This window comes from Streptomyces sp. A18, from assembly GCF_059026065.1.
Genome location: NZ_JBWLKL010000023.1, coordinates 77,687 through 100,540 on the forward strand (window position 1 = coordinate 77,687; position 22,854 = coordinate 100,540).

The window sequence follows — 22,854 nt, forward strand, 5'->3', positions numbered from 1 at the left end:
TGCCCCGTATGGACAGCGCAGCAATCGAACGGTTCGAGGCCAGCCGGGGCCGGCTGGCCTCGCTCGCGTACCGTCTGCTCGGCTCGGCCGCCGACGCCGAGGACGCCGTGCAGGACACGTTCCTGCGCTGGCAGGCCACGGACCGCGAACGGGTCGATGTGCCGGAGGCGTGGTTGACCAAGGTCGTCACCAACCTCTGCATCGACCGGCTCCGCTCGGCGCAGGTGCGCCACGAGCGGGCGGCCGGTGCCTGGCTGCCCGAGCCGCTCCTCGACGGCGACCCGATGCTCGGCCCGGCCGACACCTTCGAGCAGCGCGAATCGGTGTCCTTGGCCGTACTGACCCTCTTGGAGCGCCTCTCCCCGGTCGAACGGGCGGTGTACGTCCTGCGCGAGGCCTTCTCGTACGGCCACTCCGAGATCGCCGCGATCCTCGACATCACCGTCTCCGCGAGCCAGCAGCATGCCCACCGGGCCCGGATCCGGGTCGCCGCCGAGCGCCGCGGCGGCGCCGGGACGGGGACCGAGACCGACCCCGCGTCCGCGCGCCGGGTCGTCGAGGAATTCCTCGCCGCAGCCACGTCGGGCCGCACAGACCGCCTGGTGGCGCTGCTCACCGACGACGCGACGGCGGTCTCGGACGGCGCAGGCCTCGGCAGGCGGCTGCTGCGGTACGAGACGGCCGAGCGGGTCGCCTCCTTCGTACGGGCCGGTTTCAAGCCCACGCAGGCGAAGCGCCGCCTTGCCGGCGGCACCCCCGCCATCCATGTGGTGCGGGTCAACGGCTCCCCGGCGGTCGTGGCCGTGGTGGACGGCAGGGTCGTGGGCGCCGTGGCTTTCGAAGTCAGCGACGGCAAGGTCGCGTCCCTGCGAGGCATCGCAGCGGCGTCCCGCCTCGGACGCCTGAACGAGGCCTGGCAACAGCGGGAACCCGACGCACCGGTCATCGCCGCGTGGTGACCGGAGCCGACCGGTACCCGACCGCCACCGGTGGGACGTGACCCGACGGGGGTCCAGCCGTCTGCGACACTGGATGAACCATGCCTGTACCCGGAGAACTCACCTTTGTCGCGCCCCGCGGAGCCAAGAAGCCGCCGCGGCATCTCGCCGACCTCACGCCCGCCGAGCGCAAGGAAGCCGTCGCCGCCGTCGGCGAGAAACCGTTTCGCGCCAAGCAGCTCTCGCAGCACTACTTCGCTCGCTACGCGCACGACCCGGAGCAGTGGACCGATATCCCCGCCGGATCCCGCGGGAAGTTGCAGGAGGCGCTGCTTCCTGAGCTGATGTCCGTGGTGCGGCACATCAGCTGTGACGACGACACCACGCGCAAGACGCTGTGGCGGTTGTTTGACGGGACGCTTGTCGAGTCCGTGCTCATGCGCTATCCGGACCGCGTGACGATGTGCATCTCGTCGCAGGCCGGGTGCGGGATGAACTGCCCGTTCTGTGCGACGGGGCAGGCCGGGCTCGACCGGAATCTGTCGACCGCCGAGATCGTGCACCAGATCGTGGACGGTATGCGTGCGCTCAGGGACGGGGAGATCCCCGGTGGCCCCGCGCGGCTGAGCAACATCGTCTTCATGGGCATGGGCGAGCCGCTCGCCAACTACAACCGGGTGACCGGGGCCATCCGCAGGCTCACCGATCCCGAGCCCGATGGCGTGGGTCTCTCCCAGCGTGGGATCACCGTGTCCACGGTCGGGCTTGTGCCCGCCATCCACCGGTTCGCCGACGAGGGCTTCAAGTGCCGCCTCGCCATCTCGCTGCACGCGCCCGACGACGAGCTGCGCGACACCCTCGTACCCGTCAACACGCGGTGGAATGTGCGTGAGGTCCTTGACGCGGGATGGGAGTACGCCGCGAAGTCGGGGCGTCGGCTCTCCATCGAGTACGCGCTGATCCGGGACATCAACGACCACGCGTGGCGCGGTGACCGGCTCGGGCGGCTGCTCAAGAACAAGCCCGTGCACGTGAACCTGATCCCGCTGAACCCGACGCCGGGTTCGAAGTGGACGGCATCGCGGCCGGAGGACGAGAAGGCCTTCGTGGACGCCATCGCCGCCCATGGGGTGCCTGTCACGGTTCGTGACACCCGTGGCCAGGAGATCGACGGGGCGTGCGGTCAGCTCGCCGCGTCGGAGCGTTAGGCTGGCCGAAAGACAACTTCATAGCCGGAACACATCTTCATATTCCGACAGGGGAGCGCCACAGCGCTGAGAGTGCGGCAGCCAAGGACAGGTTGGCCGCAGACCCTCTGAACCTTGCCCCGGTCATTCGGGGTAGGAAGTTCGGACACCACTCAAGCTGTTGCGCCCTGCCCGCGGACCGTACGGTCCGCGGGCAGGGCCGCGTCTCTTCCTGGTCACTCCAGGAGGAATGAACTCAGTTGAACTCAGTGAGCACCACCAAGAAGATCACCGTCACCGCGGTCGCGGTGACCCTCGGGCTCGTCACGCTCTCCGCGTGCGGCAGCTCGTCGGACAGCGGCGACAAGGCCGCCGACGCCAAGAGCGTCACGCTCGTCAGCCATGACTCCTTCAACGTCTCCAAGGACGTACTGAAGGCGTTCGAGAAGAGCTCCGGATACAAGGTCGACGTCCTCAAGGACGGGGACGCCGGCGCTGCCGTGAACAAGGCGATCCTGTCGAAGGACAACCCCCAAGGGGACGTCTTCTTCGGCGTCGACAACACCCTGCTATCGCGCGCGCTCGACAACGACCTCTTCCAGTCGTACGAGGCCAAGGGCTCGGACCAGGTCAAGGCGCAGTTCCGCGTCGACCAGGACAAGCACCGCGTGACGCCCGTCGACAGCGGCGACATCTGCGTCAACTACGACAAGAAGTACTTCGCCGACAAGAAGCTCGCGCCGCCGAAGTCCTTGGCGGACCTGACCAAGCCCGCCTACAAGGACTTGCTGGTCACCGAGAACGCCGCCACCTCCTCTCCCGGCCTCGGGTTCCTGCTCGGCACCGCCGCCCAGTACGGCGACGATGGCTGGCAGGGCTACTGGAAGAAGCTCAAGGACAACGGCGTCAAGGTCGTCGACGGCTGGGAGCAGGCGTACAACGAGGAGTTCTCCGGCTCCGCGGGCGGCAAGAAGGCCAAGGGCGACAGGCCGCTCGTCGTTTCGTACGCCTCGTCCCCGCCCGTCGAGGTGCTCTACGCCAAGCCGCAGCCCAAGGAGGCGCCGACCGGCGTCGCGACAGGCACCTGCTTCCGGCAGGTCGAGTACGCGGGTCTGCTCAGCAACGCCAAGAACGAGAAGGGCGGCAAGGCGCTGCTCGACTTCCTGATCGGCAGCAAGTTCCAGAACGACATGCCGCTGAACATGTTCGTGAACCCGGTGCGCGAGGGTGCGGAACTGCCCGAGCTGTTCGTCGAGCACGGCGTGACGGTCGACAGGCCGAAGACCCTGGCGCCGAAGAAGATCGCCGACAACCGCGAGCAGTGGGTCAAGTCGTGGACCTCGCTCGTACTGAAGTAAGCAAGCCCGGTAAGGGGGAGTCCCCCGAGGGCAACTCCGGTAAGGGACTCTCGCGTGGGAGCGCGGCTCGGCTCGGTCTGATGGCCGTGCCGGTCGCGTTCTTCGCGGTGTTCTTCGCCTATCCGGTCGCCGCGATCGTCGCGCGGGGCCTGAAGGTGGACGGGGCTTGGCAGTTCGGGCGGATCGCGGACGTCATCGGGCAGTCCGACGTCCGGCACGTGCTGTGGTTCACCACCTGGCAGGCGCTCGCGTCGACCGCGCTCACGCTCCTGATCGCGCTCCCCGGCGCGTACGTCTTCGCGCGCTTCGAGTTCAGGGGCAAGCAGGTGCTGCGGGCCGTCGTCACCGTGCCCTTCGTGCTGCCGACCGTCGTCGTCGGGACCGCGTTCCTCGCGCTGCTCGGCCGGGGCGGTCTGCTCGACGAGATGTGGGGCGTGCGGCTCGACACCACCGTCTGGGCGATCCTGCTCGCGCACGTGTTCTTCAACTACGCCGTCGTCGTACGGACCGTAGGCGGCCTCTGGTCGCAGCTCGACCCGCGGCAGGAGGAGGCCGCGCGGATGCTCGGCGCCTCACGCTGGACGGCCTGGCGGACGGTGACGCTGCCCGCGCTCGGTCCCGCGGTCGCCGCCGCGTCCCTCATGGTCTTCCTGTTCACCTTCACCTCCTTCGGCGTCGTACAGATCCTCGGCGGGCCCGCGTACTCGACGCTCGAAGTCGAGATCTACCGGCAGACCGCCCAGCTCCTCGACCTGCCGACGGCCGCCGTCCTGACGATCGTGCAGTTCGCGGCGGTCGGCCTCATCCTCGCCGTGCACGCGTGGACCGTGCGCCGGCGGGAGACCGCGCTCAAGCTGGTCGATGCCTCCGCGGTCGCGCGTCGCCCGCGCGGCGCGGGACAGTGGGCGTTGCTCGGCGGGGTCATGGCCACGATCGCCGTGCTGATACTGCTGCCGCTCGGCGTGCTGATCGAGCGGTCGCTGAGCGGGCCGGGCGGCTATGGCTTCGCGTACTACAGGGAGCTGACCTCGACGGACGGCGGGGCCTTCCTCGTCCCGCCGATCGAAGCGGTCTGGAATTCGCTCCAGTACGCGCTCGCCGCCACCGCCATCGCCCTGGTGATCGGCGGCCTCGCGGCGGCGGCGCTCACCCGGAAGGCCGGTCGTGTGGTGCGCGGCTTCGACGCGCTGCTGATGCTGCCGCTCGGGGTCTCCGCGGTGACGGTCGGCTTCGGGTTCCTGATCACACTGGACAAGCCGCCGCTGGACCTGCGGTCCACCTGGATCCTGGTGCCGCTCGCGCAGGCGCTCGTGGGCGTGCCCTTCGTCGTACGCACCATGCTTCCCGTCCTGCGCGCGGTGGACGGACGGCTGCGCGAGGCGGCAGCCGTGCTCGGGGCCTCGCCGCTGCGGGCATGGCGGGAGGTCGACCTGCCGATGGTGCGGCGGGCGCTGCTCATCGCCGCCGGATTCGCCTTCGCCGTGTCACTGGGGGAGTTCGGCGCGACGGTGTTCATCGCGCGGCCGGACAACCCGACGCTTCCGGTGGCCGTGGCGCGGCTGCTCGGGCGGGCGGGTGAGCTCAACTACGGGCAGGCCATGGCACTTTCGACGATCTTGATGGTGGTGTGCGCGGTGTCGCTGCTGCTGCTCGAACGGCTCCGTACGGACCGCACGACTGGGGAGTTCTGATGGATGTGGGTTTGGGTGTGAGTGCGGGTTCGGGTTCGGGTTTGGGTGTGGGTGTGGGCGCCGATTCCGGTGCCGATGCGGGGCTGTTGACGCTGGCGGATGCGACCGTGCGGTTCGGGGCGCGGGCCGTGCTCGACCGCGTCGGGCTCGCGGTCGACGAGCACGAGATCGTGTGCGTGCTCGGGCCAAGCGGCAGCGGCAAGTCGACCTTGCTGCGGGCGGTCGCGGGTCTGCAGGAGTTGGATGGCGGTCAGGTTCTGCTGGACGGGAGGGATCAGCGGGGCGTGCCCGCGCACAAGCGTGGGGTCGGCCTGATGTTCCAGGACCACCAGCTGTTCCCGCAGCGTGACGTGGCGGGCAATGTCGCCTTCGGGCTGCGGATGCACGGGGCTTCGCGGGGCGAACAGGCCGACCGGGTGGCCGAGTTGCTCGAACTCGTGGGTCTGCCGGGTGCGCAGCGGCGCGCCGTCGCCTCGCTCTCGGGCGGCGAGCAGCAGCGAGTCGCGCTGGCGCGTGCGCTCGCGCCGCGACCTCGGCTCCTCATGCTCGACGAGCCGCTCGGGCAGCTCGACCGGTCGCTGCGGGAGCGTCTTGTCGTCGAACTCCGCGAACTCTTCGACGAGTTGGGCACGACGGTGCTCGCGGTCACGCACGACCAGGGCGAGGCCTTCGCCCTCGCGGACCGGGTGGTGGTGATGCGGGAGGGGCGGATCGCCCAGTCCGGTACACCACTTGAGGTCTGGCGGAACCCTGCGGACGAGTTCGTCGCGCGGTTCCTGGGCTTCGACAACATCGTCGACGCGACGGTGGCCGGTGACGTGGCGGACACCGCCTGGGGCAAGATCCCGGCGCCGGAGGACGCGGTGGACGGGCGGTGCCGGCTGCTGGTGCGGCCCGCCGGGGTGCGGCTCGTGGCGGCCGATGAGGGGCTGCCGTGCGCGGTGACGGCGCGTACCTTCCGGGGCACGCATGTCGCCGTTCATCTGGAGCCTCGGGTGGGGCCGCGGCTTGAGGCTGCCTGTGCGTTGCGGGATGCGCCTGGGGTGGGGGAGACGGTGGGGGTCGCGTTTGATGTGGGGGATGTCGTGGTGCTGGGCTGAGGTGGAGTGGCTTGGGGGGAGTGGCCTGGTGTTGGGGCGGGCTGGGGTGGGGTGAAAATCGGGTGCTTGGAGGTAGTCGTCGGCCTAAGGTGCGCTTCATGACCTCCTTGGAGTACGACCGCCACTGTGCCGAAGTCGTGGGACAACTGGCCCTGTTGCGGGACACCCTGGCCGGAGCTGATCTTTCGGCCACTGTGCCGACTTGCCCGGAGTGGACCTTGGGGCACCTCGCCCGCCACACCGGAGGTGCCGTGCGCTGGGCCGAGCGGCTGGTGGCCACGGGGGCCACGGCGGACGTCCCGGAGGAGGAGATCCCGGGTATTCACGGCCCGGAGGGTGACGATCCCGCTGCCCTGGACGCCTGGCTCGCCGAGACCGCCGAGCTGGCCGGGAAGACGTTCCCCGCCGCGCGGGCCGATACTCCGGTGTGGACCTGGGCAGAGCCGCAGGTTGCCGGGTTCTGGGCGCGGCGCATGACGCATGAGGTAGCTGTTCACCGGGCGGACGCGGCGATCGCTGCGGGGGTTCCGTACGAGGTCGATCCTGACGTGGCCGTCGACGCGATCGACGAGTGGCTGGAGATCGTGCGGTATGTGCAGCGGACTGAACCGGAGGACAAAGCCGCCGAGTTGCGTGGTGCGGGGCGCAGCATTCATCTGCATGCGACCGATGCGGCGCCGGAGCTGAATGCCGAGTGGGTCATCGAGTTCGGGGATGACGGGTTCGCGTGGCGGCGGGGGCACGAGAAGGCGGACGTTGCTCTGCGGGGGCCGCTTACTGAGGTGTTGCTTGCGTTCTATCGGCGGCGGTCGTTGGACAGCGGGGCTGTCGAGGTGCTGGGGGAGCGGGGGCTGCTGGAGTTCTGGTTGGAGCGGGCTTCGTTCGAGTGAGTTATCCCCAACCCCGCCCCTTCCCGAAAACCCGCTCGGCGCGGGAGCCTTGGCTGCCGTCATCACCGGCTCCGCCGAGTTCGTCCTCAAGCGCCGGACGGGCTGGAGGGGTGGTGCGCTGCGGCCTTGGTTGCCGTCATCACCGGCTCCGCCGAGCTCGTCCTCAAGCGCCGGACCGGCTGACGGGTCAGCCGGTCGCGATGGATGTCAGGGCGGCCGGTGCCTCCTCCACCGAGTCCACCAGCGCGATCCTCGACTCCATCGACCTGCCCCGCGCCAGCGCCTGCAGCAAGGGCCAGGCCGGGAGTCGGGTCGTCCAGTGGGCCTCGTTCACCAGGATCATGGGTGCCGGTTCGCCTCGGGACTCGTAGTAGTTCGGGGTTGCCGCGTCGAAGATTTCCTGGAGTGTTCCCGCCGCGCCGGGGAGGAAGATCACGCCCGCGTTCGAGCGCGCCAGGAGGCCGTCCTCGCGGGTGGCGTTGGCGAAGTACTTGGCCAGGTGCGTGGCGAAGGCGTTCGGCGGCTCGTGGCCGTAGAACCAGGTGGGGATGCCCACCGACGAACCGCCGGACGGCCAGCGCTCGCGGACGTCGAACGCCGCCCGCGCCCACTCGGTGATCGAGGGGGTGAAGGACGGTGCCTTGGCGAGGAGTTCGAGCGCCTCGTCCAGCATCTCGTCGCGGAAGACGGACGCGTACGCGCCCAGGTTCGCCGCCTCCATCGCGCCGGGGCCGCCGCCCGTGGCGACCGTGAACCCCGCGCGGGCGAGTGAGCGGCCGAGACGGGCCGCGCCCTCGTACGCCTCCGTGCCGCGGGCCATCGCGTGGCCGCCCATGACGCCCACCACCCGCGCGCTGACGAGCAGTTCGTCGAGGGCGTCGGAGATCGAGTCGTCGTGGATCGCGCGGAGCATCGAGGAGAAGACGTCGCCGTCTGCCTTCGTCTCCTGGAACCAGGCGTAGGCGCGGGCGTCAGGAGTCGCCTCGTATCCGCCCTCGGAGAGTCCCGCGAAGAGCTCGGTCGGCGTGTAGAGCAGGCCGCGGTACGGGTCGAACGGCAGGCCGGGGACGGGCGGGAACACCAGCGCCCCGGCGGTCCGCATCGCGTCCACCGCGGCCTGGTCCATCGGGCACCCGAGGAACACCGCGCCCGTGGCGTCGCAGGCCGCCAACGCGGACGTACGCTCCGTCAGGTCTATGGCCTGGACACGGCACCCGGCGAGCGAGCCGCTCGCGGCGATCTCGTCGAACTCCTCGAGCGACTCGATCTCGCGGTCGCCGCCCGGGAGTCGGGGGGAGGGCCTGGGGGCGAATGCGGGTTCGGGAGTCGGCTGCATCCGCCCATGCTAAGCAGGCCGCGGCGGGCTTCGGTCGTCAGCCCGGATGTACCTCGGGTCTCAGCCCTGGACCACCTCTTGTCTCAGCCCTGGACTACCTCGGGTCTCAGGTCTCAGCCCTGGACCTCGGACTCGTCCATCCACATGATTTCCCAGGTGTGGCCGTCCAGGTCGTCGAAGGCGCGGCCGTACATCATGCCGAAGTCCTGCGTCCTGCCCGCCGTGCCACCCGCCGCCACCGCCTTGTCGACCAGCTCGTCGACCTTGTCGCGGCTCTCGGCGCTCAGACAGAGCAGCGTCTCGCTGGTCGTCGTCGAGTCAGCGATCGTCTTCTTCGTGAAGTCCTGGTAGCGCGGCTTGCTCAGCAGCATCGCGATGATCGTGTCGCTGATCACGACGCAGGCGCAGTCGTCCGTCGAGAACTGCGGGTTGATCGTGTAGCCGAGCTCCGTGAAGAACTTCTTCGAGGTGTCGACGTCGTTCACGGCGAGGTTCACGAAGATCATCTGCTGGTACATGGGGTGTCTCCCGTTGCGGTGAGGTCTGCGGTGAAGTTCTGCGTGGCGCGTGCGTTCCGTGCCTTACGGACGGGTAGACGTGCGGCCGACGCGGAACTCATCGCCCATCGCGGATTTTCTTCCCGCGACTTCGACGACAGCTCCTCAGCCCGCGAGCGGCATCGCGGCCAGTTCCGCGACCACCCAGGTCAGCGGCCCGAACACGGCAGCGAGCACGCCCGCCCGCAGCGCCGCGGTGCCGCGCAGCATCGAGGCGGGCGCCCCGAGCTGGAGCAGCGCGGACGTCGTCTCCGAGCGCGCGTGCTTGGCCTCGACCGCGGCCGTGGCCAGCGTGAGGACCGCGCAGCCCGCGACGAGCAGCGAGCCGAGCGTGGTCAGCGGGCCGACCGCGGGCCGGTCGCCGGAGTAGAGCGTGAGCGCCGCGTACGCCCCTGAGCCCACCACGCAGAGCACCCCTAGGGGCCGCCCGATCCGCCGGGCCTCCTCCTGTAGCCCGCGCCCGGCGAGCAGCCGCATCGCTCCGGGCCTGGCCGCCTGCAGGATCCGGCCGCACAGATACGTGAGGCCGGGGGCCGCGAGCATGAGGCCGATCGCCGTGAGCGTCCATCCGGCGAGCACACCCGTGGGGCTGCCGGTCAGACCGCCCGGCATCGTGAGGTCCGATGAACCGGAGGAGCGGCTCGCGTACGTCTCGACGGCGAGGCCGGCCGCCAGGAGCGCGACCCCCCAGGGCAGTCCGCTCGGCGGTGCGACGGGAGCGTCGGGCCGCGGGGTTTCGTCCTGCTCGTCGGCGCGCTTCGGGGCCCGGGGCCGCAGTACGGCCGCGCTGGCCGCGGAGGCGATCAACGGGACCAGGGCGAGCAGGGTGAGCGCGGCCGGGAGGGGCAACGGGTAATCGGCGGCGAGCAGTTCGGCTGCGGCGCCGTCGAACGGCAGGCCCGTCAGGTCGCCGCGCAGGTGCAGGAAGAACAGGAGCGCCACCATCGAGCCGAGCGTGCACGCCACGGCCGTGGAGATCGCGGCGAGCACGGTGAGCTTGGCCGGGCCGAGCCCCACCGCGGAGAGCCCGGAGCGTGGCCGGGTCGCCGGATCGGTGCGCGCGACGGTGACGGCGAAGTACACGGTGGCGGCGATCGGCGCGACGCACCAGGCGAGCCGCATCAGGGCCCCGCCGGACGCGTCCGGGTGCCCCATCGCGTATCCCAGGGTGCACAGCAGCAGGAATCCGGTGCCGGCCGACGCGGCGGCCACGAGCAGTCGGCGCAGCTGGACCAGGGGATGGGCCCCGCGGGCTAGACGGAGAGCGAGCACGCGGCCCGGCCTTCCGCGTCGTCGGAATCACCCTCGGCGGGGGCAGGGGCGGGAGCGCCGCCCTCATCCGAGCCGCCGACCTCCGTCGCGAGCTCGCCTGACCCCGGCAGGTGCACCGTGTTCACGCGCCTTCCGTCGAGCAGAGTGACCGTCCGGTCGGCGAGGGCGGCGACCTCCGCGTCGTGCGTGGCCAGGACGACGGTGATGCCGTGCGAGCGGGCCGCGGTCGTCAGCGTACGAAGGACGTGGGCGCGGTCGGCGCGGTGCAGCGGCGCGGTCGGCTCGTCGGCGAAGATCACGGAGGGCATGGTGACCAGGGCGCGGGCGATGGCGATGCGCTGGCGCTGGGCCTGCAGCAGTGCGTGCGGCCGTTTGCGGGCGCAGTCACCGATGTCGAGGCGGTCGAGCCACTCCTGGGCCGTGGTCTTCGATACGCGGTGCGAGGCGCCGCGCAGCATCAGCGGCATCGCGACGTTCTCCCAGCCCGTGAGCTCGGGCACGAGGTGCGGCTCCGGGTCGATCCAGCCGAAGCGGTCGCGGCGCAGACGCTCGCGGACCGCCGGTCCCATCGTGTGCACCGGCGCGCTGTTGAACCAGACCTCGCCCTGCTCGGGCAGGAGTTGGCCGGAGAGGCAGCGCAGGAGCGTGGTCTTGCCGCTGCCGCGTGGGCCGGTGACGGCGAGGATCTCGCCCTCCCGGACACCGAGCGATACGCCGGTGAGCGCGGGCGATCCGTTGTGTGTGACGTGCAGGGCGCGTGCCCACAGCACGTCGTTGTCCGGCGGAGCCACCATCACGTACACCTCGGTTCAGATCAGTTTGCCTCCCCCGTACGGGGGAACGAAGGCGGGGCCGATCGGTCACTGGGCACGCTAGGGATCCAGGCCGCGATGCCTGGAAACGACGCGGCCCGGGGGCGCCCGTTCTCACTCGAACGGGCGCCCCCGGGGCCGGTGTTGATCACTCGATCACACTATGGGTCCCGGAGGGGGCCCCAGGGATCAGAGCTTCGTCCAGGCCTCCGTGAGGACCTGGCGCAGGATGCCCTCGATCTCGTCGAAGGTCTCCTGGGTGGAGATCAGCGGCGGGGCGAGCTGGACGACCGGGTCGCCACGGTCGTCGGCGCGGCAGTACAGGCCGTTCTCGTACAGCGCCTTGGAGAGGAAGCCGTACAGGACGCGCTCGGTCTCCTCGTCGTTGAACGTCTCCTTGGTGGCCTTGTCCTTCACGAGCTCGATGCCGTAGAAGAAGCCGTTGCCGCGGACGTCGCCGACTATCGGCAGGTCGTGCAGCTTGCGGAGGGTCTGGTAGAACGCGTCCTCGTTGTCGAGGACGTGCTGGTTGAGACCCTCCTTCTCGAAGATGTCGAGGTTGGCGATGCCGACCGCGGCCGAGACCGGGTGGCCGCCGAAGGTGTAGCCGTGCAGGAAGGTGTTGTCACCCTTGTAGAACGGCTCGGCGAGCTTGTCCGAGATGATGCAGGCGCCGATCGGGGAGTAGCCCGAGGTCATGCCCTTGGCGCAGGTGATCATGTCCGGGACGTAGTCGAACTTGTCACAGGCGAACATCGTGCCGAGTCGGCCGAAGGAGCAGATGACCTCGTCCGAGACGAGCAGCACGTCGTACTTGTCGCAGATCTCGCGCACCCGCTGGAAGTACCCGGGCGGGGGCGGGAAGCAGCCGCCGGCGTTCTGCACCGGCTCCAGGAACACGGCGGCGACCGTGTCGGGGCCCTCGAAGAGGATCTCCTGCTCGATCTGGTCGGCGGCCCAGCGGCCGAAGGCCACCGGGTCGTCGCCGTGGATCGGGGCGCGGTAGATGTTCGTGTTCGGCACCTTGTGCGCGCCCGGGACGAGCGGCTCGAAGGGGGCCTTGAGGGCGGGCAGGCCGGTGATGGACAGGGCGCCCTGCGGGGTGCCGTGGTAGGCGACCGCGCGGGAGATGACCTTGTACTTCGTGTGGTTGCCGGTGAGCTTGTGGTACTGCTTCGCCAGCTTCCACGCGGTCTCGACGGCCTCGCCGCCACCGGTGGTGAAGAAGACCTTGTTGAGGTCGCCCGGCGCGTAGTTCGCCAGACGTTCCGCCAGCTCGACGGCCTTCGGGTGGGCGTAGCTCCACACCGGGAAGAAGGCCAGCTCCTGAGCCTGCTTGTAGGCGGTCTCGGCGAGCTCGTGACGACCGTGTCCGGCGTTGACCACGAAGAGGCCGGAGAGGCCGTCGAGGTACTTCTTGCCCTTGTCGTCGTAGATGTAGGTGCCTTCGCCACGCACGATGGTGGGCACGGGTGCGTTCTCGTAGTCCGACATGCGGGTGAAGTGCATCCACAAGTGGTCGTACGCGGTTCGGCTGAGGTCCTTGCTCACGGCTATCGGGTTCCCCACATATAGGTCTGCTTCTTGAGCTTCAGATAGACGAAGCTCTCGGTGGAGCGCACGCCGGGGAGGGCGCGGATGCGCTTGTTGATCACGTCGAGAAGGTGGTCGTCGTCCTCACAGACGACCTCCACCATCAGGTCGAAGGAGCCCGCGGTCATCACCACGTACTCACACTCGGCCATGGCCGTCAGCGCTTCCGCGACGGGATCCAGGTCGCCCTCGACGTTGATGCCGACCATCGCCTGCCGTCGGAATCCCACGGTGAGCGGGTCCGTGACGGCGACGATCTGCATGACGCCCTGGTCGAGCAGCTTCTGGACGCGTTGGCGCACGGCCGCTTCGGAAAGGCCCACGGCCTTGCCGATGGCGGCGTACGGACGGCGTCCGTCCTCCTGAAGCTGTTCGATGATCGCCAGGGAGACGGCGTCGATGGACGAAGAACCGTTCCCGTGTCGGGAACTGCTGGAATCTGCGCTGCGACTGGCCACGACCCCATGGTGCACAGGACTCGACAGTTCCGCAAGGCCAGATCGATGAAATTCGTTGTCTGGAGCTTCGATCGTCACGGATTTCGCAGTTCTGGGCCTCCGGGTATGTTGAAAGCGTCGGTACACCGACTAGGGTGGGTGTCTCATCCACTGGACATCTGACTGGAGGGCCGGAAGTGACCACCGAGCTGCGCCGTCTGCGTAACTACATCAACGGCGAATTCCGGGACGCCGCCGACGGGCGGACCACCGAGGTCGTCAACCCGGCCAACGGCGAGTCCTACGCCACCGCGCCCCTGTCGGGGCAGGCCGACGTGGACGCCGCCATGGAGGCCGCCGCCGCCGCGTTCCCCGCCTGGCGTGACCTGACGCCCGCCGAGCGCCAGAAGGCCCTGCTGAAGATCGCCGACGCCTTCGAGGAGCGCGCCGAGGAGCTCATCGCGGCCGAGGTCGAGAACACGGGCAAGCCGACCGGGCTCACGCGGTCCGAGGAAATCCCGCCCATGGTCGACCAGATCCGCTTCTTCGCGGGTGCGGCCCGCATGCTCGAAGGCCGCGCGGCCGGCGAGTACATGGAGGGTCTGACCTCCATCATCCGCCGCGAGCCGATCGGCGTCTGCGCGCAGGTCGCGCCCTGGAACTACCCGATGATGATGGGCGTATGGAAGTTCGCCCCGGCGCTCGCCGCGGGCAACACCGTCGTCCTCAAGCCCTCGGACACGACCCCCGCGTCGACCGTCCTGATGGCCGAGATCATCGGCTCGATCGTCCCCAAGGGCGTCTTCAACGTCGTCTGCGGTGACCGCGACACCGGCCGCGCGATGGTCGAGCACAACACCCCGGCGATGGCCTCCATCACCGGCTCCGTGCGCGCCGGCATGCAGGTCGCCGAGTCCGCCTCCAAGGACCTCAAGCGGGTCCACCTGGAGCTGGGCGGCAAGGCCCCGGTCGTCGTCTTCGAGGACGCCGACATCGCCAAGGCCGTCGAGGACATCTCCGTGGCGGGCTTCTTCAACGCGGGCCAGGACTGCACGGCCGCCACGCGCGTGCTCGTCCACGAGTCCATCCACGACGAGTTCGTCACCGCGCTCGCCAAGGCCGCGGCCGACACGAAGACCGGCCAGCCGGACGACGAGGACGTGCTCTTCGGCCCGCTCAACAACGCCAACCAGCTGAAGCAGGTCTCCGGCTTCATCGACCGCCTTCCGGCGCACGCCAAGGTCGAGGCGGGCGGCCAGCGGGTCGGCGAGAAGGGCTTCTTCTACGCCCCGACCGTCGTCTCGGGCCTCAAGCAGGACGACGAGATCATCCAGAACGAGGTCTTCGGCCCGGTCATCACCGTCCAGTCCTTCACGGACGAGGCGCAGGCCGTGTCGTACGCGAACGGCGTGGACTACGCCCTCGCCTCCTCGGTCTGGACGCAGAACCACGCGCGCGCCATGCGCATGTCGAAGGTCCTCGACTTCGGCTGCGTCTGGATCAACACGCACATCCCGCTGGTCGCGGAGATGCCGCACGGCGGCTTCAAGAAGTCCGGCTACGGCAAGGACCTTTCCGCGTACGGCTTCGACGACTACACGCGCATCAAGCACGTGATGACGTCGATCGAGGGCTGAGCCTCCTCGTCACTGGGCTAATGGGGATGCCCGGCTCGGCCGCCCCCGCGTACCGTCACGTACGCGGGGGCGGCTCCGTTGTGTGCTTCCTTCTTTCTCATCTCTGCAAAAGATCCGTAGCGCACGCACTCTCCGCCCCCGCCTTTTCCGTACCTACGGGGGTGGGACCTTCTGATGACGACGGCTGACGACCTCGCCGGGCTGCTGCTGCGCCGCCGGCAGAGTGTGTACGTTCCCGAAGGCGCCGGGCGGTCCGCCGAGAGCGATGCAGGCGTGGTCGTCCTCGAAGCCGAACTCGCCGATCGCGGGCACCTGTTGACCGCCCCGCTGCGCCGTGCGCTGACCGGACTCTCCGTCGCCGACCTCGCCGCGACCGGCATGAAGCTGCTCACCGACGTCGACGCGCTGATGGGCTCAGACCGTCACCATGCCCCGCTGTTCCAGCGCTTCCCCGACGAGGCCCCGTACCAGCACGCGTACGACCGCTACACCTCCCTCGTCGTCGCGCAGCTCGCCGCCCAGCCGCACCAGCCCTGCATGAACTGCGCGGGCACCAAGGCCCGCGTCCGGGCGCTCGCACCCTGCGCGCACCTGCTGTGCGACGACTGCCACCGCAAGGAGCTGGACACGGGCTGCTGCGACGAGTGCTGCGTCTGGTATGCCTGCCCCATCTGCGAGAACCGCTACGAGACGGACGGGCCCACCGACCCCTGGATCGACACCGGCGCGGGGCTCGGCGGTGACGGCGGTGAGGTCCTGCGCGCGCTGTGCCTGGCGGCTCCGGGCGACGCTTCCGCCGAACTCGCCGCCCTGCTTGCCCGCCGTACGCCCCTGAACCCCCAGGACCACGACGATCTGGTGCTGCTTCTGGGGTACGCGGATTTCGTTGACGCCGCCGACTGGCTTCCGGACGCGATTCCTCTGCGCGAGAGCAAGGCCCTCGCCCTCGCGCCGCTGCTGGATGTGCCGGGCGGGCGTGCCCTTTTGGGGCAGCACGTGGACACCGCCACCGACGTGCTGCGCATCCTCGTCGTACGTTCCGAAGGCGACCCCGATCTGCTCGAACTGCCGCGCCTGAGCGGGCTTCCGCGTCCCGTCCGCCGTGAACTCCTGGCCCTGCTCGACGGGTTCGACCTGCGGCGACTCGCCGAGGACATGGCCCGCCACCCGCGTGCCTGGAAGCGGGTCGGCGAAATCCTGCACCCCTTCGAGCAGGCCCACCGGCACGCACGCGTAGCGCTCGCCTTCGCCGTCCTGCGCGGGACCCGCATCGGCGACACCGCGCTCTCGGAGGTGCTGCTCACCGAGGCCGCACGCCACGAGGATGTCCGCATGGCAGGCGACCGGCTGCGGATCGTCACCTGGCAGGGGCGCGTCGAGGAGGCCATCGGCCGCTGGGACACCACGGCCGCGGCCGGGCTGCTGCGCGAACGCCCGGGTGAACTCCTGCGCCGACTGGACCTGTTGCTCGCCCGGTCGGGTTCGGCGACCCTGCCGGAGGCCGTGGGCGAGGCGCTCGCGGAGGCTCTGCCCCGCTCCGGACCCGGGCCGCTGCTCGGCGCGTACGGCCGCATGAAAGTCCGTTCCGTGCCGGGGCACCGCCGTGTGTTCTTCCCGCGCGGGCGCGTCACCCAGGCCTACGCGGTCAACGACGACCGCCCGCCGCTGCCGCCCCGGGTGGCCGGGCGTGCCGGTGAGCTGATCGAGGCGGAGGCCGTGCGGCGGCTGGCTTCTCGGGAGGGCGAGCGGTACGACGTGGCCGTCCTGGACGCCTCGCTGGCCGATCTGCCCGTGCCGTTCGCCGAGCGGGCGTCGGCGGCGTCGCTGGTCGCGGTGCCTCGGGGCAGCTCGCTGCCCATGCCCGCGGACAGCGAGACCGTACGGCTCTTCCTGCACTGGCTGCAGCCCAAGGGTATGCGCGTCGACCTCGACCTGTCCGTCGCTCTCTACGACGACCTGTGGCGCTTCATCGGCCTGTGCGACTACACGCACCTGACGTACGCGGGGGGCGCCGCCCGGCACTCCGGGGACCTGACATCGGCGCCCGCCCCGCACGGCGCCACCGAGTACCTGGACCTCGACCTGCCGCGCCTCGCCCACGTGGGGGTGCGCTTCGTCGTGCCCGCGGTCCTCTCGTACAACAACGTCCCCTTCGACGAACTCCCGGACGCCTTCGCGGGGTTCATGGCCGTGGAAGGCAAGGGGCGGGCCGTCTACGACCCGCGCACGGTCCGGCAGCGCTTCGACCTCGCGGGTGACGCCGCGCTGCGCGTGCCGATGATCGTCGACCTGCGGACGCGCCGCGCCTGGTGGGCCGACGTCACCCTCGCCACGGGCGACGGCAGCCACGACGTGTGGCGTTACCGCAAGCAGCTCGGGCGTATGGGCAACGACCTGCTCGACACCTTCCAGCCGTGCGGCCGGGCCACCCTGTGGGACCTCGCCTGCTGGACGGCGGCGGCCCGCACCGAAGGACCCGTGTACGTGCGTGGCCGTGGCCACGTCCTGTGGGGATACCGCCGGGGGGAGGACGAGCCGCGGGCGGACTTCGCGCTGCGCGTCCGCGACGGCTGGGAGCCGGACGCGTTGCGGGCGGAGCCAGGGCCGGAGCTGGCGGGCCGCCGGGCTCTTCTGGCGCTCCTGTACGGGGAGTTGGAGGGCACGGAGGGCGTCGCTTCCGGCACGGTGTACCGGCTCTACCCGGGTCCGGTGGACGCGGCGGCGCCGGAGCGGATCACCGCGGGGGACTTGGCGGGATGGCTTGCGCCGGGGTGAGCGGGGGCAGTGCGGCATCCGTTGACGGCATGCGGTGGCGGCATCTGGTGGCGGCATCCGTTGGCGGCCTCCGCTGATCGACAGGGTGTCGCTTCACGACCGCGCGGCTCGACGCAGCGTCCATTGCCTGTACGTGACACGCAGGCGCATGCTGCCGGGGTGCGAGCGAACCCCAGAGCAGCCTCCTCAATGTCCCGCCGGTCCCTGCTGCGTGCCATCGGCGGCGGGGCGGCCGTCAGCGCGCTCGCGGGCTGCGGCGTGCCCGCCGCGTACATCGCGCCCGGCGAGCGCGCGGCCGGGGACCGCTCCCGGCAGGACAAGACGCTGACGTTCGCCAACTGGCCGCTGTACATCGACACGGACGACGAGGACTCGACGAAGCGGCCCTCGCTCGACGCCTTCGAGAAGCGGACCGGCATCGACGTCCGCTACACGGAGGAGATCAACGACAACGACGAGTTCTTCGGCAAGATAAGCCCGTCCCTGATGAACCACCAGGAGACGGGCCGCGATCTGATCGTCATCAGCGACTGGATGTGCGCCCGCTTCGTACGCCTGGGCTGGGTGCAGGAGATGGACAGGACCCGGCAGCCGAACGTCACCAAGTACCTTGATCCGCTGCTGCGTTCACCGAGCTTCGACCCGGGCCGCAAACACACGGTGCCGTGGCAGTCGGGCATCACCGGCATCGCGTACAACAAGCGCGAGCTGGGCCGGGAGATCAAGCACGTGTCCGACCTGTGGGCCGACGACCTCAAGGGCCGGGTCACGCTGCTCTCCGGGCTCGACGAGTCGTTCGCGCTGCTGATGCAGGGCGACGGGGTCGACATCACGAAGTGGAAGGCCGACGACTTCGACCGGGTGTGCGACAGGGTGGAGAAGCTGGTGGCTTCGAAGCACATCCGCCGCTTCACGGGCAACGACTACATCAAGGACCTGTCGAGCGGTGACGTCCTGGCCTGCCAGGCCTACAGCGGTGACGTGATCCAACTCCAGGCGGACGACCCGGACATCGAGTTCGTCGTCCCCGAGGAGGGGGCGGAGCTGTGGGCGGAATCCCTGATGATCCCCAACCTGGCCCGCCACAAGCAGAACGCGGAACGGCTCATCGACTACTACTACGAGCCGGAGGTGGCCGCGGAGCTGGCCGCCTGGGTCAACTACGTCTGCCCGGTCCCTGCGGCCCGCGACATCCTCGCCTCGTCCAAGGACAAGGAACTGGCCGCGCTGGCCGATGACCCGCTGATCTTCCCGGACGACGCGATGCGGGGGCGGCTCGCGATCGCGCGGGACATCACGGCGGAGGAGCGGACGGAGTTCGCGAAGCGGTGGAACGCGATCGCGGGGCTGTAGGGGGGGCCGAAACAGGGCCGTCGTTTCGTTGATCAGATCTTTGAACACCCACGAGTCTCGCTGCGTTTCATAGGTAACTGCTCGGCGCAGCGCTCGGGCATCGCCAGGATCCGTACGACTTGCGGCCTTCCCCACGGCGGCCGCGGAAAAGGAACGAACGTGATGCCCAAGCGAATGGGTCTGCTCGCGGCGCTCGCCGCGCTGCCCGCCGGCCTCCTCACCGTCGCCGTCTCGTCCCCGGTGTTCGCGGCGGAGACCCCGGCCTTCCAGATCGACCTGGAGCAGCTGAACGGCTCCGGCTCCACGGGAACGGCCCTCCTGAGCCTGCGCGGCAACGCGCTGACCGTGTGGATCAAGTCCGAGGGTCTGGTGCCAGGACAGCCATCGGCGCAGCACCTGCACGGGTCCACCGACGGGCACGACTTCCAGTGCCCGGACGGCGGCGACGACACGAACGGCGACGGCATCCTCGACAACACCGAGGCCACCGTCCACTACGGCGACATCAACATCTCGCTGACCGAGTCCGGCGGCACCGACGCGGGCAGCGGCCTCGCCGTGGACCGGATGCCGGTGGCCGACGCGCAGGGCAAGGTCTCCTACAAGCGGACCATCACCGTCGGTCAGGACGTGGTGGACCAGATCAAGGACCTGCACATCGTGCAGCACGGCGTCGACCGCAACGACAACGGCAAGTACGACTTCGAGGGCGCCGGCAAGAGCGAACTCGACCCGAAGCTCCCCCAGGAGGCCACCGCCCCGACCAACTGCGGTGTGGTCAAGGGCGCTGCGGTCGGTTCCGTCCCCGTCGGCGGGGTCGAGACCGGCAGCGGTGCCGCCGATGACGGGATGTCCACCGGTGGCGTGGTCGGTACCGCCGGGGCCGCGGCAGTGACGGCCGCCGGTCTCGTGCTGCTCGCGCGGCGGAGGACGGCGGCCGGAGCCGAGGCGACCGTCGCGGTCGTGAAGACCGGGGAGGCCGCGTGAGCCGCTCGGTCCGGAGGGCGTGGGCGGGGGTGCGGCATGCCTCCGCCGCCGCGGTCGCCGCCGTCGCGGCGGCCTTGGTGCTCAGCGCCTGCGCGGGGCAGGACAGCGGCACGGATACGGCCGCTTCGTCGGCGGCTCCGCGGCAGGGCGCGGAGGGTGGCCGGACGCCGACGGCCGGGGCGGAGCCGGGAGCGGAACCGGAGTCGGGGTCGGGGTCCGACCAGGCCGCCACCGCCCTGGAGCGCTCGGTGCCCCAGCGCGTCGCCATCCCCTCCCTGGGCGTGTCGAGCGAGCTGGAGACGCTGGGGCAGGACAAGGACGGGGCGATGACGACACCGAAGAACCCCGACCTGGCGGGCTGGTACGAACCCGGTCCCACCCCTGGCTCCCAGGGCCCGGCAGTGATCGCCGGGCACGTGACCTGGAACGGCGCGGACGCCGTCTTCAAGGGGCTGAAGACGATGAAGGCCGGGGACACCATCGAGGTGACACGCGAGGACGGGAAGACCGCCACCTTCACGGTGGAGCGCGTCGAGGAGCACCCGAAGAAGAAGTTCCCCACCCTGGACGTCTACAAGAACATCGACCACGCGGGGCTGCGCCTGATCACCTGCGGCGGCGAGTTCGACGCGGACCGGAACTACTACCCCAACAACGTGACGGTCTTCGCGGACATGACGGGCGTCGCGTAGGCGGCCTGTGCGATCCGCTCGGCGACCGGGTTCATGTCCTTGCCCTTGGCGTCGGTCGCGTTGACCGAGTAGACGAGGGTCCGGGAGCCGTTCTCGGTGGAGGCGATCATGTTCGTGTAGCCGTATCGGGAGCCGGTCTTGAGCCAGATCACCTTGCCCTGGAACTCCATCCGCTGGAGCCCGGCACCGAACATGGCTTCCGGAACGCCCGGCGCCAGCTCGGGCAGCGTGAACATCTCCTTCAGCTGCGGCTGGGGCACGACCTCTCCGGCGAACAGCGCCTGCGTGAACACCTCCAGGTCGGCGGTGGACGAGATCATGTCGCCCGCCGCGAACCGGTCCGACTGGTTCCACTCCGTGACATCGACGAGGCGGGTGGTGCCGTCCGGCTGCTTCATGCTCTGGTAACCGCGGTTGTGCGGGCCGCGGATGCGGGGGTCGGCGCCGGGGAAGTAGGTGTCGCGGAGGTGGAGAGGGCGGAAGATCCGCCGAGCGGCCTGGTCGGCGTACGAGTCACCGGTGACGCGCTCGATCAGCAGGCCGAGCACGGTGTAGCCGATGTTGCGGTAGTGCTGCTCGTCGCCGGGGTCGTGCTCGGGACCCTTGGAGATGGCCGACGCGACGACCTTCCGCGGCTTCAACGTGTCGTAGCGATGGGCGTATTCGTCGTCGAAGCCGTCGCCCGACTTCAGGCCGCTGGTGTAGTTGAGGAGGCTGCGGACGGGGATGGGCTCGAACTGTTCCTGCTTCGGGAACAGCTCCGGCATGTAGTGCTGCACCGGCTTGTCGAGGTCCAGCTCGCCCTCCGCGGCCAGCTGCAGCGCCACGGCCGCGGTCACGATCTTGGTGATCGACCCGGCGCGGAACCGCCCGTGCGGGTCCGCTTTCCTGTCCGTCACCAGGTCGTGTACGCCGGAACTCCCGCGCCAGCTCCCGTCGGTGCCGCCTACGCGGACGAGGGCGGCGGTCGCGTCGGCATCCGGAAGCCCCTTGATCGCCTTGCGCAGGGCCTTGCCGTTGGGCGCGGAGTCCTGCACGGAAGCCGTCACGGCCGGGGTGCGCGCGTCCGCGAGGGCGGGGACGGTCGAGGCACCGGCGAAGCCGATGACGAGGGCGGCGGCGAGAGCAGTACGGGCACGGAACTGCACGGTGCGACTCCAGGGTGGGGTGGGCTGTGGTGTGGTGCTTCCCATCCTGGTGAGCGGCGGGGCGGGACGGATCCTCACTGCGGAGGGCGTGGGACCGGTGGCCCCTGAGGGGGCAACACCCATGTGCGTCAGGGGCGTTGGCGGGCTGTCCCCTAGGGGTGTCGGTTCGTGCCTCGGAGTGCGGCCGTCACTTCGCCATGAGCAGGATGACCAGCACGATGCCGACCAGCAGGGCGATGGTCAGCATGCGGCCCACGGGGTGCCGTGGATTGAGGCGGTGGCCGCGGTAGCCCCGTTCGTCGCGCTCGTACACGAAGAGCGGCTCTTCCCGCTTGTCGTCGTCGCTGTTCCCCATGGACCACAAGCTAGTTGAGGGACCGTCCGGCTACGAGGGTGCGCCGTCGGGCCGTGTCCGCAGGGCCTGCAGCGTGTCGACGCGGTTGGTCGTGATCGCGTCGACGCCGATGTCGATGAGACGGCGCATCGAGCGCTTCGTGTCGGGGGTCCAGGCCGAGACGAGCAGCCCCTGGCGCTGAACGTGTGCGGTCAGGTCGCGCTGGAGCAGCGAGAAACGGTAGTTGAGCCAGCGGGGCTTGATCGCGTCGAGCACGGCCTGGCGCGGCGGGGCGAGAGTCGTCCAGGTCAGGGCGATCTCGGCGGCGGGATCCGCCGCGCGCACCGCGAGCATCGTCCGGGCGCCCGCGCAGTAGTACGCACGCTCCGCCGCCCCGCAGTCGGCGATGGCGCCGACGACCGTGCGCACGGACTCCGGTGTCGCGCCCGGCAGATCGACCATGAGCCGGTGGCCGTCGGTCGCCGCGACCGCTTCCTCCAGGGTGGGTACGCCGCCTTCGGTGAGGCCGCGCACCTCGTCCGCGGAGAGCGTGGACAGGGGGCGGTCGAGGCCCCACAGCCGCTTGAGGGTCGCGTCGTGCAGCAGGACGGGGACGCCGTCACGGCTGAGGCGGACGTCGATCTCCACCGCGTCCGCGCCCAGGCCCAGCGCGGAGCGCAGGGACGGGAGGGTGTTCTCGCGGACGCGGTAGGGATCGCCTCGGTGGGCCACGGCTGTCACGGTGCGCATGGGCCCA

The 22,854-nt window shown here is 70.1% G+C and carries 20 protein-coding genes; 11 read left to right on the top strand and 9 right to left on the bottom strand.

Annotation, left to right across the window (positions count from 1 at the left end; all coding sequences use genetic code 11):
• Positions 1 to 8 precede the first annotated feature (8 nt).
• From AC5P1C_RS28995 to AC5P1C_RS29020, 6 genes are all read left to right on the top strand, one after another.
• On the top strand, positions 9 to 959 hold the full coding sequence (locus AC5P1C_RS28995) for a sigma-70 family RNA polymerase sigma factor (protein ID WP_493868882.1): 951 nt from the start codon (positions 9 to 11) through the stop codon (positions 957 to 959).
• An 80-nt stretch (positions 960 to 1,039) separates the two neighbouring features.
• Positions 1,040 to 2,146 (top strand): dual-specificity RNA methyltransferase RlmN, encoded by a 1,107-nt coding sequence (gene rlmN / locus AC5P1C_RS29000; protein WP_249587471.1) that lies wholly within the window; start codon positions 1,040 to 1,042, stop codon positions 2,144 to 2,146.
• Positions 2,147 to 2,394: 248 nt separating this feature from the next.
• On the top strand, positions 2,395 to 3,483 hold the full coding sequence (locus AC5P1C_RS29005; RefSeq protein WP_493868919.1) for a thiamine ABC transporter substrate-binding protein: 1,089 nt from the start codon (positions 2,395 to 2,397) through the stop codon (positions 3,481 to 3,483).
• Positions 3,484 to 3,563: 80 nt separating this feature from the next.
• On the top strand, positions 3,564 to 5,174 hold the full coding sequence (locus AC5P1C_RS29010) for an ABC transporter permease (RefSeq protein ID WP_493868883.1): 1,611 nt from the start codon (positions 3,564 to 3,566) through the stop codon (positions 5,172 to 5,174).
• A gap of 53 nt (positions 5,175 to 5,227) precedes the next feature.
• The gene (locus tag AC5P1C_RS29015) at positions 5,228 to 6,274 is read left to right on the top strand and encodes an ABC transporter ATP-binding protein (RefSeq protein WP_493868884.1); all 1,047 of its coding nucleotides are present in this window, start codon (positions 5,228 to 5,230) and stop codon (positions 6,272 to 6,274) included.
• A 98-nt stretch (positions 6,275 to 6,372) separates the two neighbouring features.
• The gene (locus tag AC5P1C_RS29020; RefSeq protein ID WP_493868885.1) at positions 6,373 to 7,164 is read left to right on the top strand and encodes a maleylpyruvate isomerase family mycothiol-dependent enzyme; all 792 of its coding nucleotides are present in this window, start codon (positions 6,373 to 6,375) and stop codon (positions 7,162 to 7,164) included.
• A 187-nt stretch (positions 7,165 to 7,351) separates the two neighbouring features.
• Here the strand turns inward: AC5P1C_RS29020 and AC5P1C_RS29025 are convergent, their stop codons facing one another.
• From AC5P1C_RS29025 to AC5P1C_RS29050, 6 genes are all read right to left on the bottom strand, one after another.
• The gene (locus AC5P1C_RS29025) at positions 7,352 to 8,500 is read right to left on the bottom strand and encodes an LOG family protein (protein WP_493868886.1); all 1,149 of its coding nucleotides are present in this window, start codon (positions 8,498 to 8,500) and stop codon (positions 7,352 to 7,354) included.
• A 113-nt stretch (positions 8,501 to 8,613) separates the two neighbouring features.
• Positions 8,614 to 9,018, bottom strand: coding sequence for a VOC family protein (locus AC5P1C_RS29030; protein ID WP_493868887.1), 405 nt, complete (start codon positions 9,016 to 9,018; stop codon positions 8,614 to 8,616).
• 144 nt (positions 9,019 to 9,162) lie between these two features.
• Positions 9,163 to 10,329: a hypothetical protein gene (locus AC5P1C_RS29035; RefSeq protein WP_493868888.1), complete on the bottom strand. Its 1,167-nt coding sequence runs from the start codon at positions 10,327 to 10,329 to the stop codon at positions 9,163 to 9,165.
• Complete coding sequence (locus AC5P1C_RS29040) at positions 10,311 to 11,123, bottom strand: ABC transporter ATP-binding protein (RefSeq protein ID WP_493868889.1); 813 nt, start codon at positions 11,121 to 11,123, stop codon at positions 10,311 to 10,313. Before AC5P1C_RS29040 ends, AC5P1C_RS29035 begins: the two co-directional genes overlap by 19 nt.
• A 207-nt stretch (positions 11,124 to 11,330) precedes the next feature.
• Positions 11,331 to 12,710, bottom strand: coding sequence for an aspartate aminotransferase family protein (locus tag AC5P1C_RS29045; RefSeq protein WP_493868890.1), 1,380 nt, complete (start codon positions 12,708 to 12,710; stop codon positions 11,331 to 11,333).
• Complete coding sequence (locus AC5P1C_RS29050) at positions 12,695 to 13,207, bottom strand: Lrp/AsnC family transcriptional regulator (RefSeq protein WP_367049304.1); 513 nt, start codon at positions 13,205 to 13,207, stop codon at positions 12,695 to 12,697. The genes AC5P1C_RS29045 and AC5P1C_RS29050 overlap by 16 nt, the downstream gene beginning before the upstream one ends.
• 161 nt (positions 13,208 to 13,368) lie before the next feature.
• Here AC5P1C_RS29050 and AC5P1C_RS29055 point away from each other — a divergent pair, with 161 nt between their 5' ends.
• The 5 genes from AC5P1C_RS29055 to AC5P1C_RS29075 all read left to right on the top strand — a co-directional run bounded on the left by AC5P1C_RS29055 (position 13,369) and on the right by AC5P1C_RS29075 (position 20,615).
• Positions 13,369 to 14,808, top strand: a complete 1,440-nt coding sequence (locus AC5P1C_RS29055; RefSeq protein ID WP_493868891.1) for a gamma-aminobutyraldehyde dehydrogenase — start codon at positions 13,369 to 13,371, stop codon at positions 14,806 to 14,808.
• A gap of 174 nt (positions 14,809 to 14,982) precedes the next feature.
• On the top strand, positions 14,983 to 17,583 hold the full coding sequence (locus tag AC5P1C_RS29060) for an MXAN_6230/SCO0854 family RING domain-containing protein (RefSeq protein ID WP_493868892.1): 2,601 nt from the start codon (positions 14,983 to 14,985) through the stop codon (positions 17,581 to 17,583).
• A gap of 189 nt (positions 17,584 to 17,772) precedes the next feature.
• Positions 17,773 to 18,936 carry an ABC transporter substrate-binding protein gene (locus AC5P1C_RS29065; RefSeq protein ID WP_493868893.1) on the top strand — a complete coding sequence of 388 codons (1,164 nt, stop codon included), beginning with the start codon at positions 17,773 to 17,775 and terminating at the stop codon, positions 18,934 to 18,936.
• Positions 18,937 to 19,095: 159 nt separating this feature from the next.
• On the top strand, positions 19,096 to 19,923 hold the full coding sequence (locus tag AC5P1C_RS29070; protein WP_493868894.1) for a hypothetical protein: 828 nt from the start codon (positions 19,096 to 19,098) through the stop codon (positions 19,921 to 19,923).
• Complete coding sequence (locus tag AC5P1C_RS29075) at positions 19,920 to 20,615, top strand: class F sortase (RefSeq protein ID WP_493868895.1); 696 nt, start codon at positions 19,920 to 19,922, stop codon at positions 20,613 to 20,615. Before AC5P1C_RS29070 ends, AC5P1C_RS29075 begins: the two co-directional genes overlap by 4 nt.
• On the opposite strand, the gene AC5P1C_RS29080 is transcribed toward AC5P1C_RS29075, so the two are convergent.
• The 3 genes from AC5P1C_RS29080 to AC5P1C_RS29090 all read right to left on the bottom strand — a co-directional run bounded on the left by AC5P1C_RS29080 (position 20,567) and on the right by AC5P1C_RS29090 (position 22,847).
• Positions 20,567 to 21,763 (bottom strand): serine hydrolase domain-containing protein, encoded by a 1,197-nt coding sequence (locus AC5P1C_RS29080; RefSeq protein WP_493868896.1) that lies wholly within the window; start codon positions 21,761 to 21,763, stop codon positions 20,567 to 20,569. The two genes, AC5P1C_RS29075 and AC5P1C_RS29080, sit on opposite strands and share 49 nt — an antisense overlap.
• 187 nt (positions 21,764 to 21,950) lie before the next feature.
• Positions 21,951 to 22,118: a hypothetical protein gene (locus AC5P1C_RS29085; RefSeq protein ID WP_451216606.1), complete on the bottom strand. Its 168-nt coding sequence runs from the start codon at positions 22,116 to 22,118 to the stop codon at positions 21,951 to 21,953.
• A gap of 30 nt (positions 22,119 to 22,148) precedes the next feature.
• On the bottom strand, positions 22,149 to 22,847 hold the full coding sequence (locus AC5P1C_RS29090) for a glycerophosphodiester phosphodiesterase (RefSeq protein WP_493868897.1): 699 nt from the start codon (positions 22,845 to 22,847) through the stop codon (positions 22,149 to 22,151).
• Positions 22,848 to 22,854 lie beyond the last annotated feature (7 nt).

Coding starts and splice junctions, on each gene's coding strand:
- AC5P1C_RS29060 (WP_493868892.1), top strand. CDS start 14,983: ATGACGACGGCTGACGACCTCGCCGGGCTGCTGCTGCGCCGCCGGCAG.
- AC5P1C_RS29030 (WP_493868887.1), bottom strand. CDS start 9,018: ATGTACCAGCAGATGATCTTCGTGAACCTCGCCGTGAACGACGTCGAC.
- AC5P1C_RS29065 (WP_493868893.1), top strand. CDS start 17,773: ATGTCCCGCCGGTCCCTGCTGCGTGCCATCGGCGGCGGGGCGGCCGTC.
- AC5P1C_RS29040 (WP_493868889.1), bottom strand. CDS start 11,123: ATGGTGGCTCCGCCGGACAACGACGTGCTGTGGGCACGCGCCCTGCAC.
- AC5P1C_RS29020 (WP_493868885.1), top strand. CDS start 6,373: ATGACCTCCTTGGAGTACGACCGCCACTGTGCCGAAGTCGTGGGACAA.
- AC5P1C_RS29010 (WP_493868883.1), top strand. CDS start 3,564: ATGGCCGTGCCGGTCGCGTTCTTCGCGGTGTTCTTCGCCTATCCGGTC.
- AC5P1C_RS29090 (WP_493868897.1), bottom strand. CDS start 22,847: ATGCGCACCGTGACAGCCGTGGCCCACCGAGGCGATCCCTACCGCGTC.
- rlmN (WP_249587471.1), top strand. CDS start 1,040: ATGCCTGTACCCGGAGAACTCACCTTTGTCGCGCCCCGCGGAGCCAAG.
- AC5P1C_RS28995 (WP_493868882.1), top strand. CDS start 9: ATGGACAGCGCAGCAATCGAACGGTTCGAGGCCAGCCGGGGCCGGCTG.
- AC5P1C_RS29085 (WP_451216606.1), bottom strand. CDS start 22,118: ATGGGGAACAGCGACGACGACAAGCGGGAAGAGCCGCTCTTCGTGTAC.
- AC5P1C_RS29025 (WP_493868886.1), bottom strand. CDS start 8,500: ATGCAGCCGACTCCCGAACCCGCATTCGCCCCCAGGCCCTCCCCCCGA.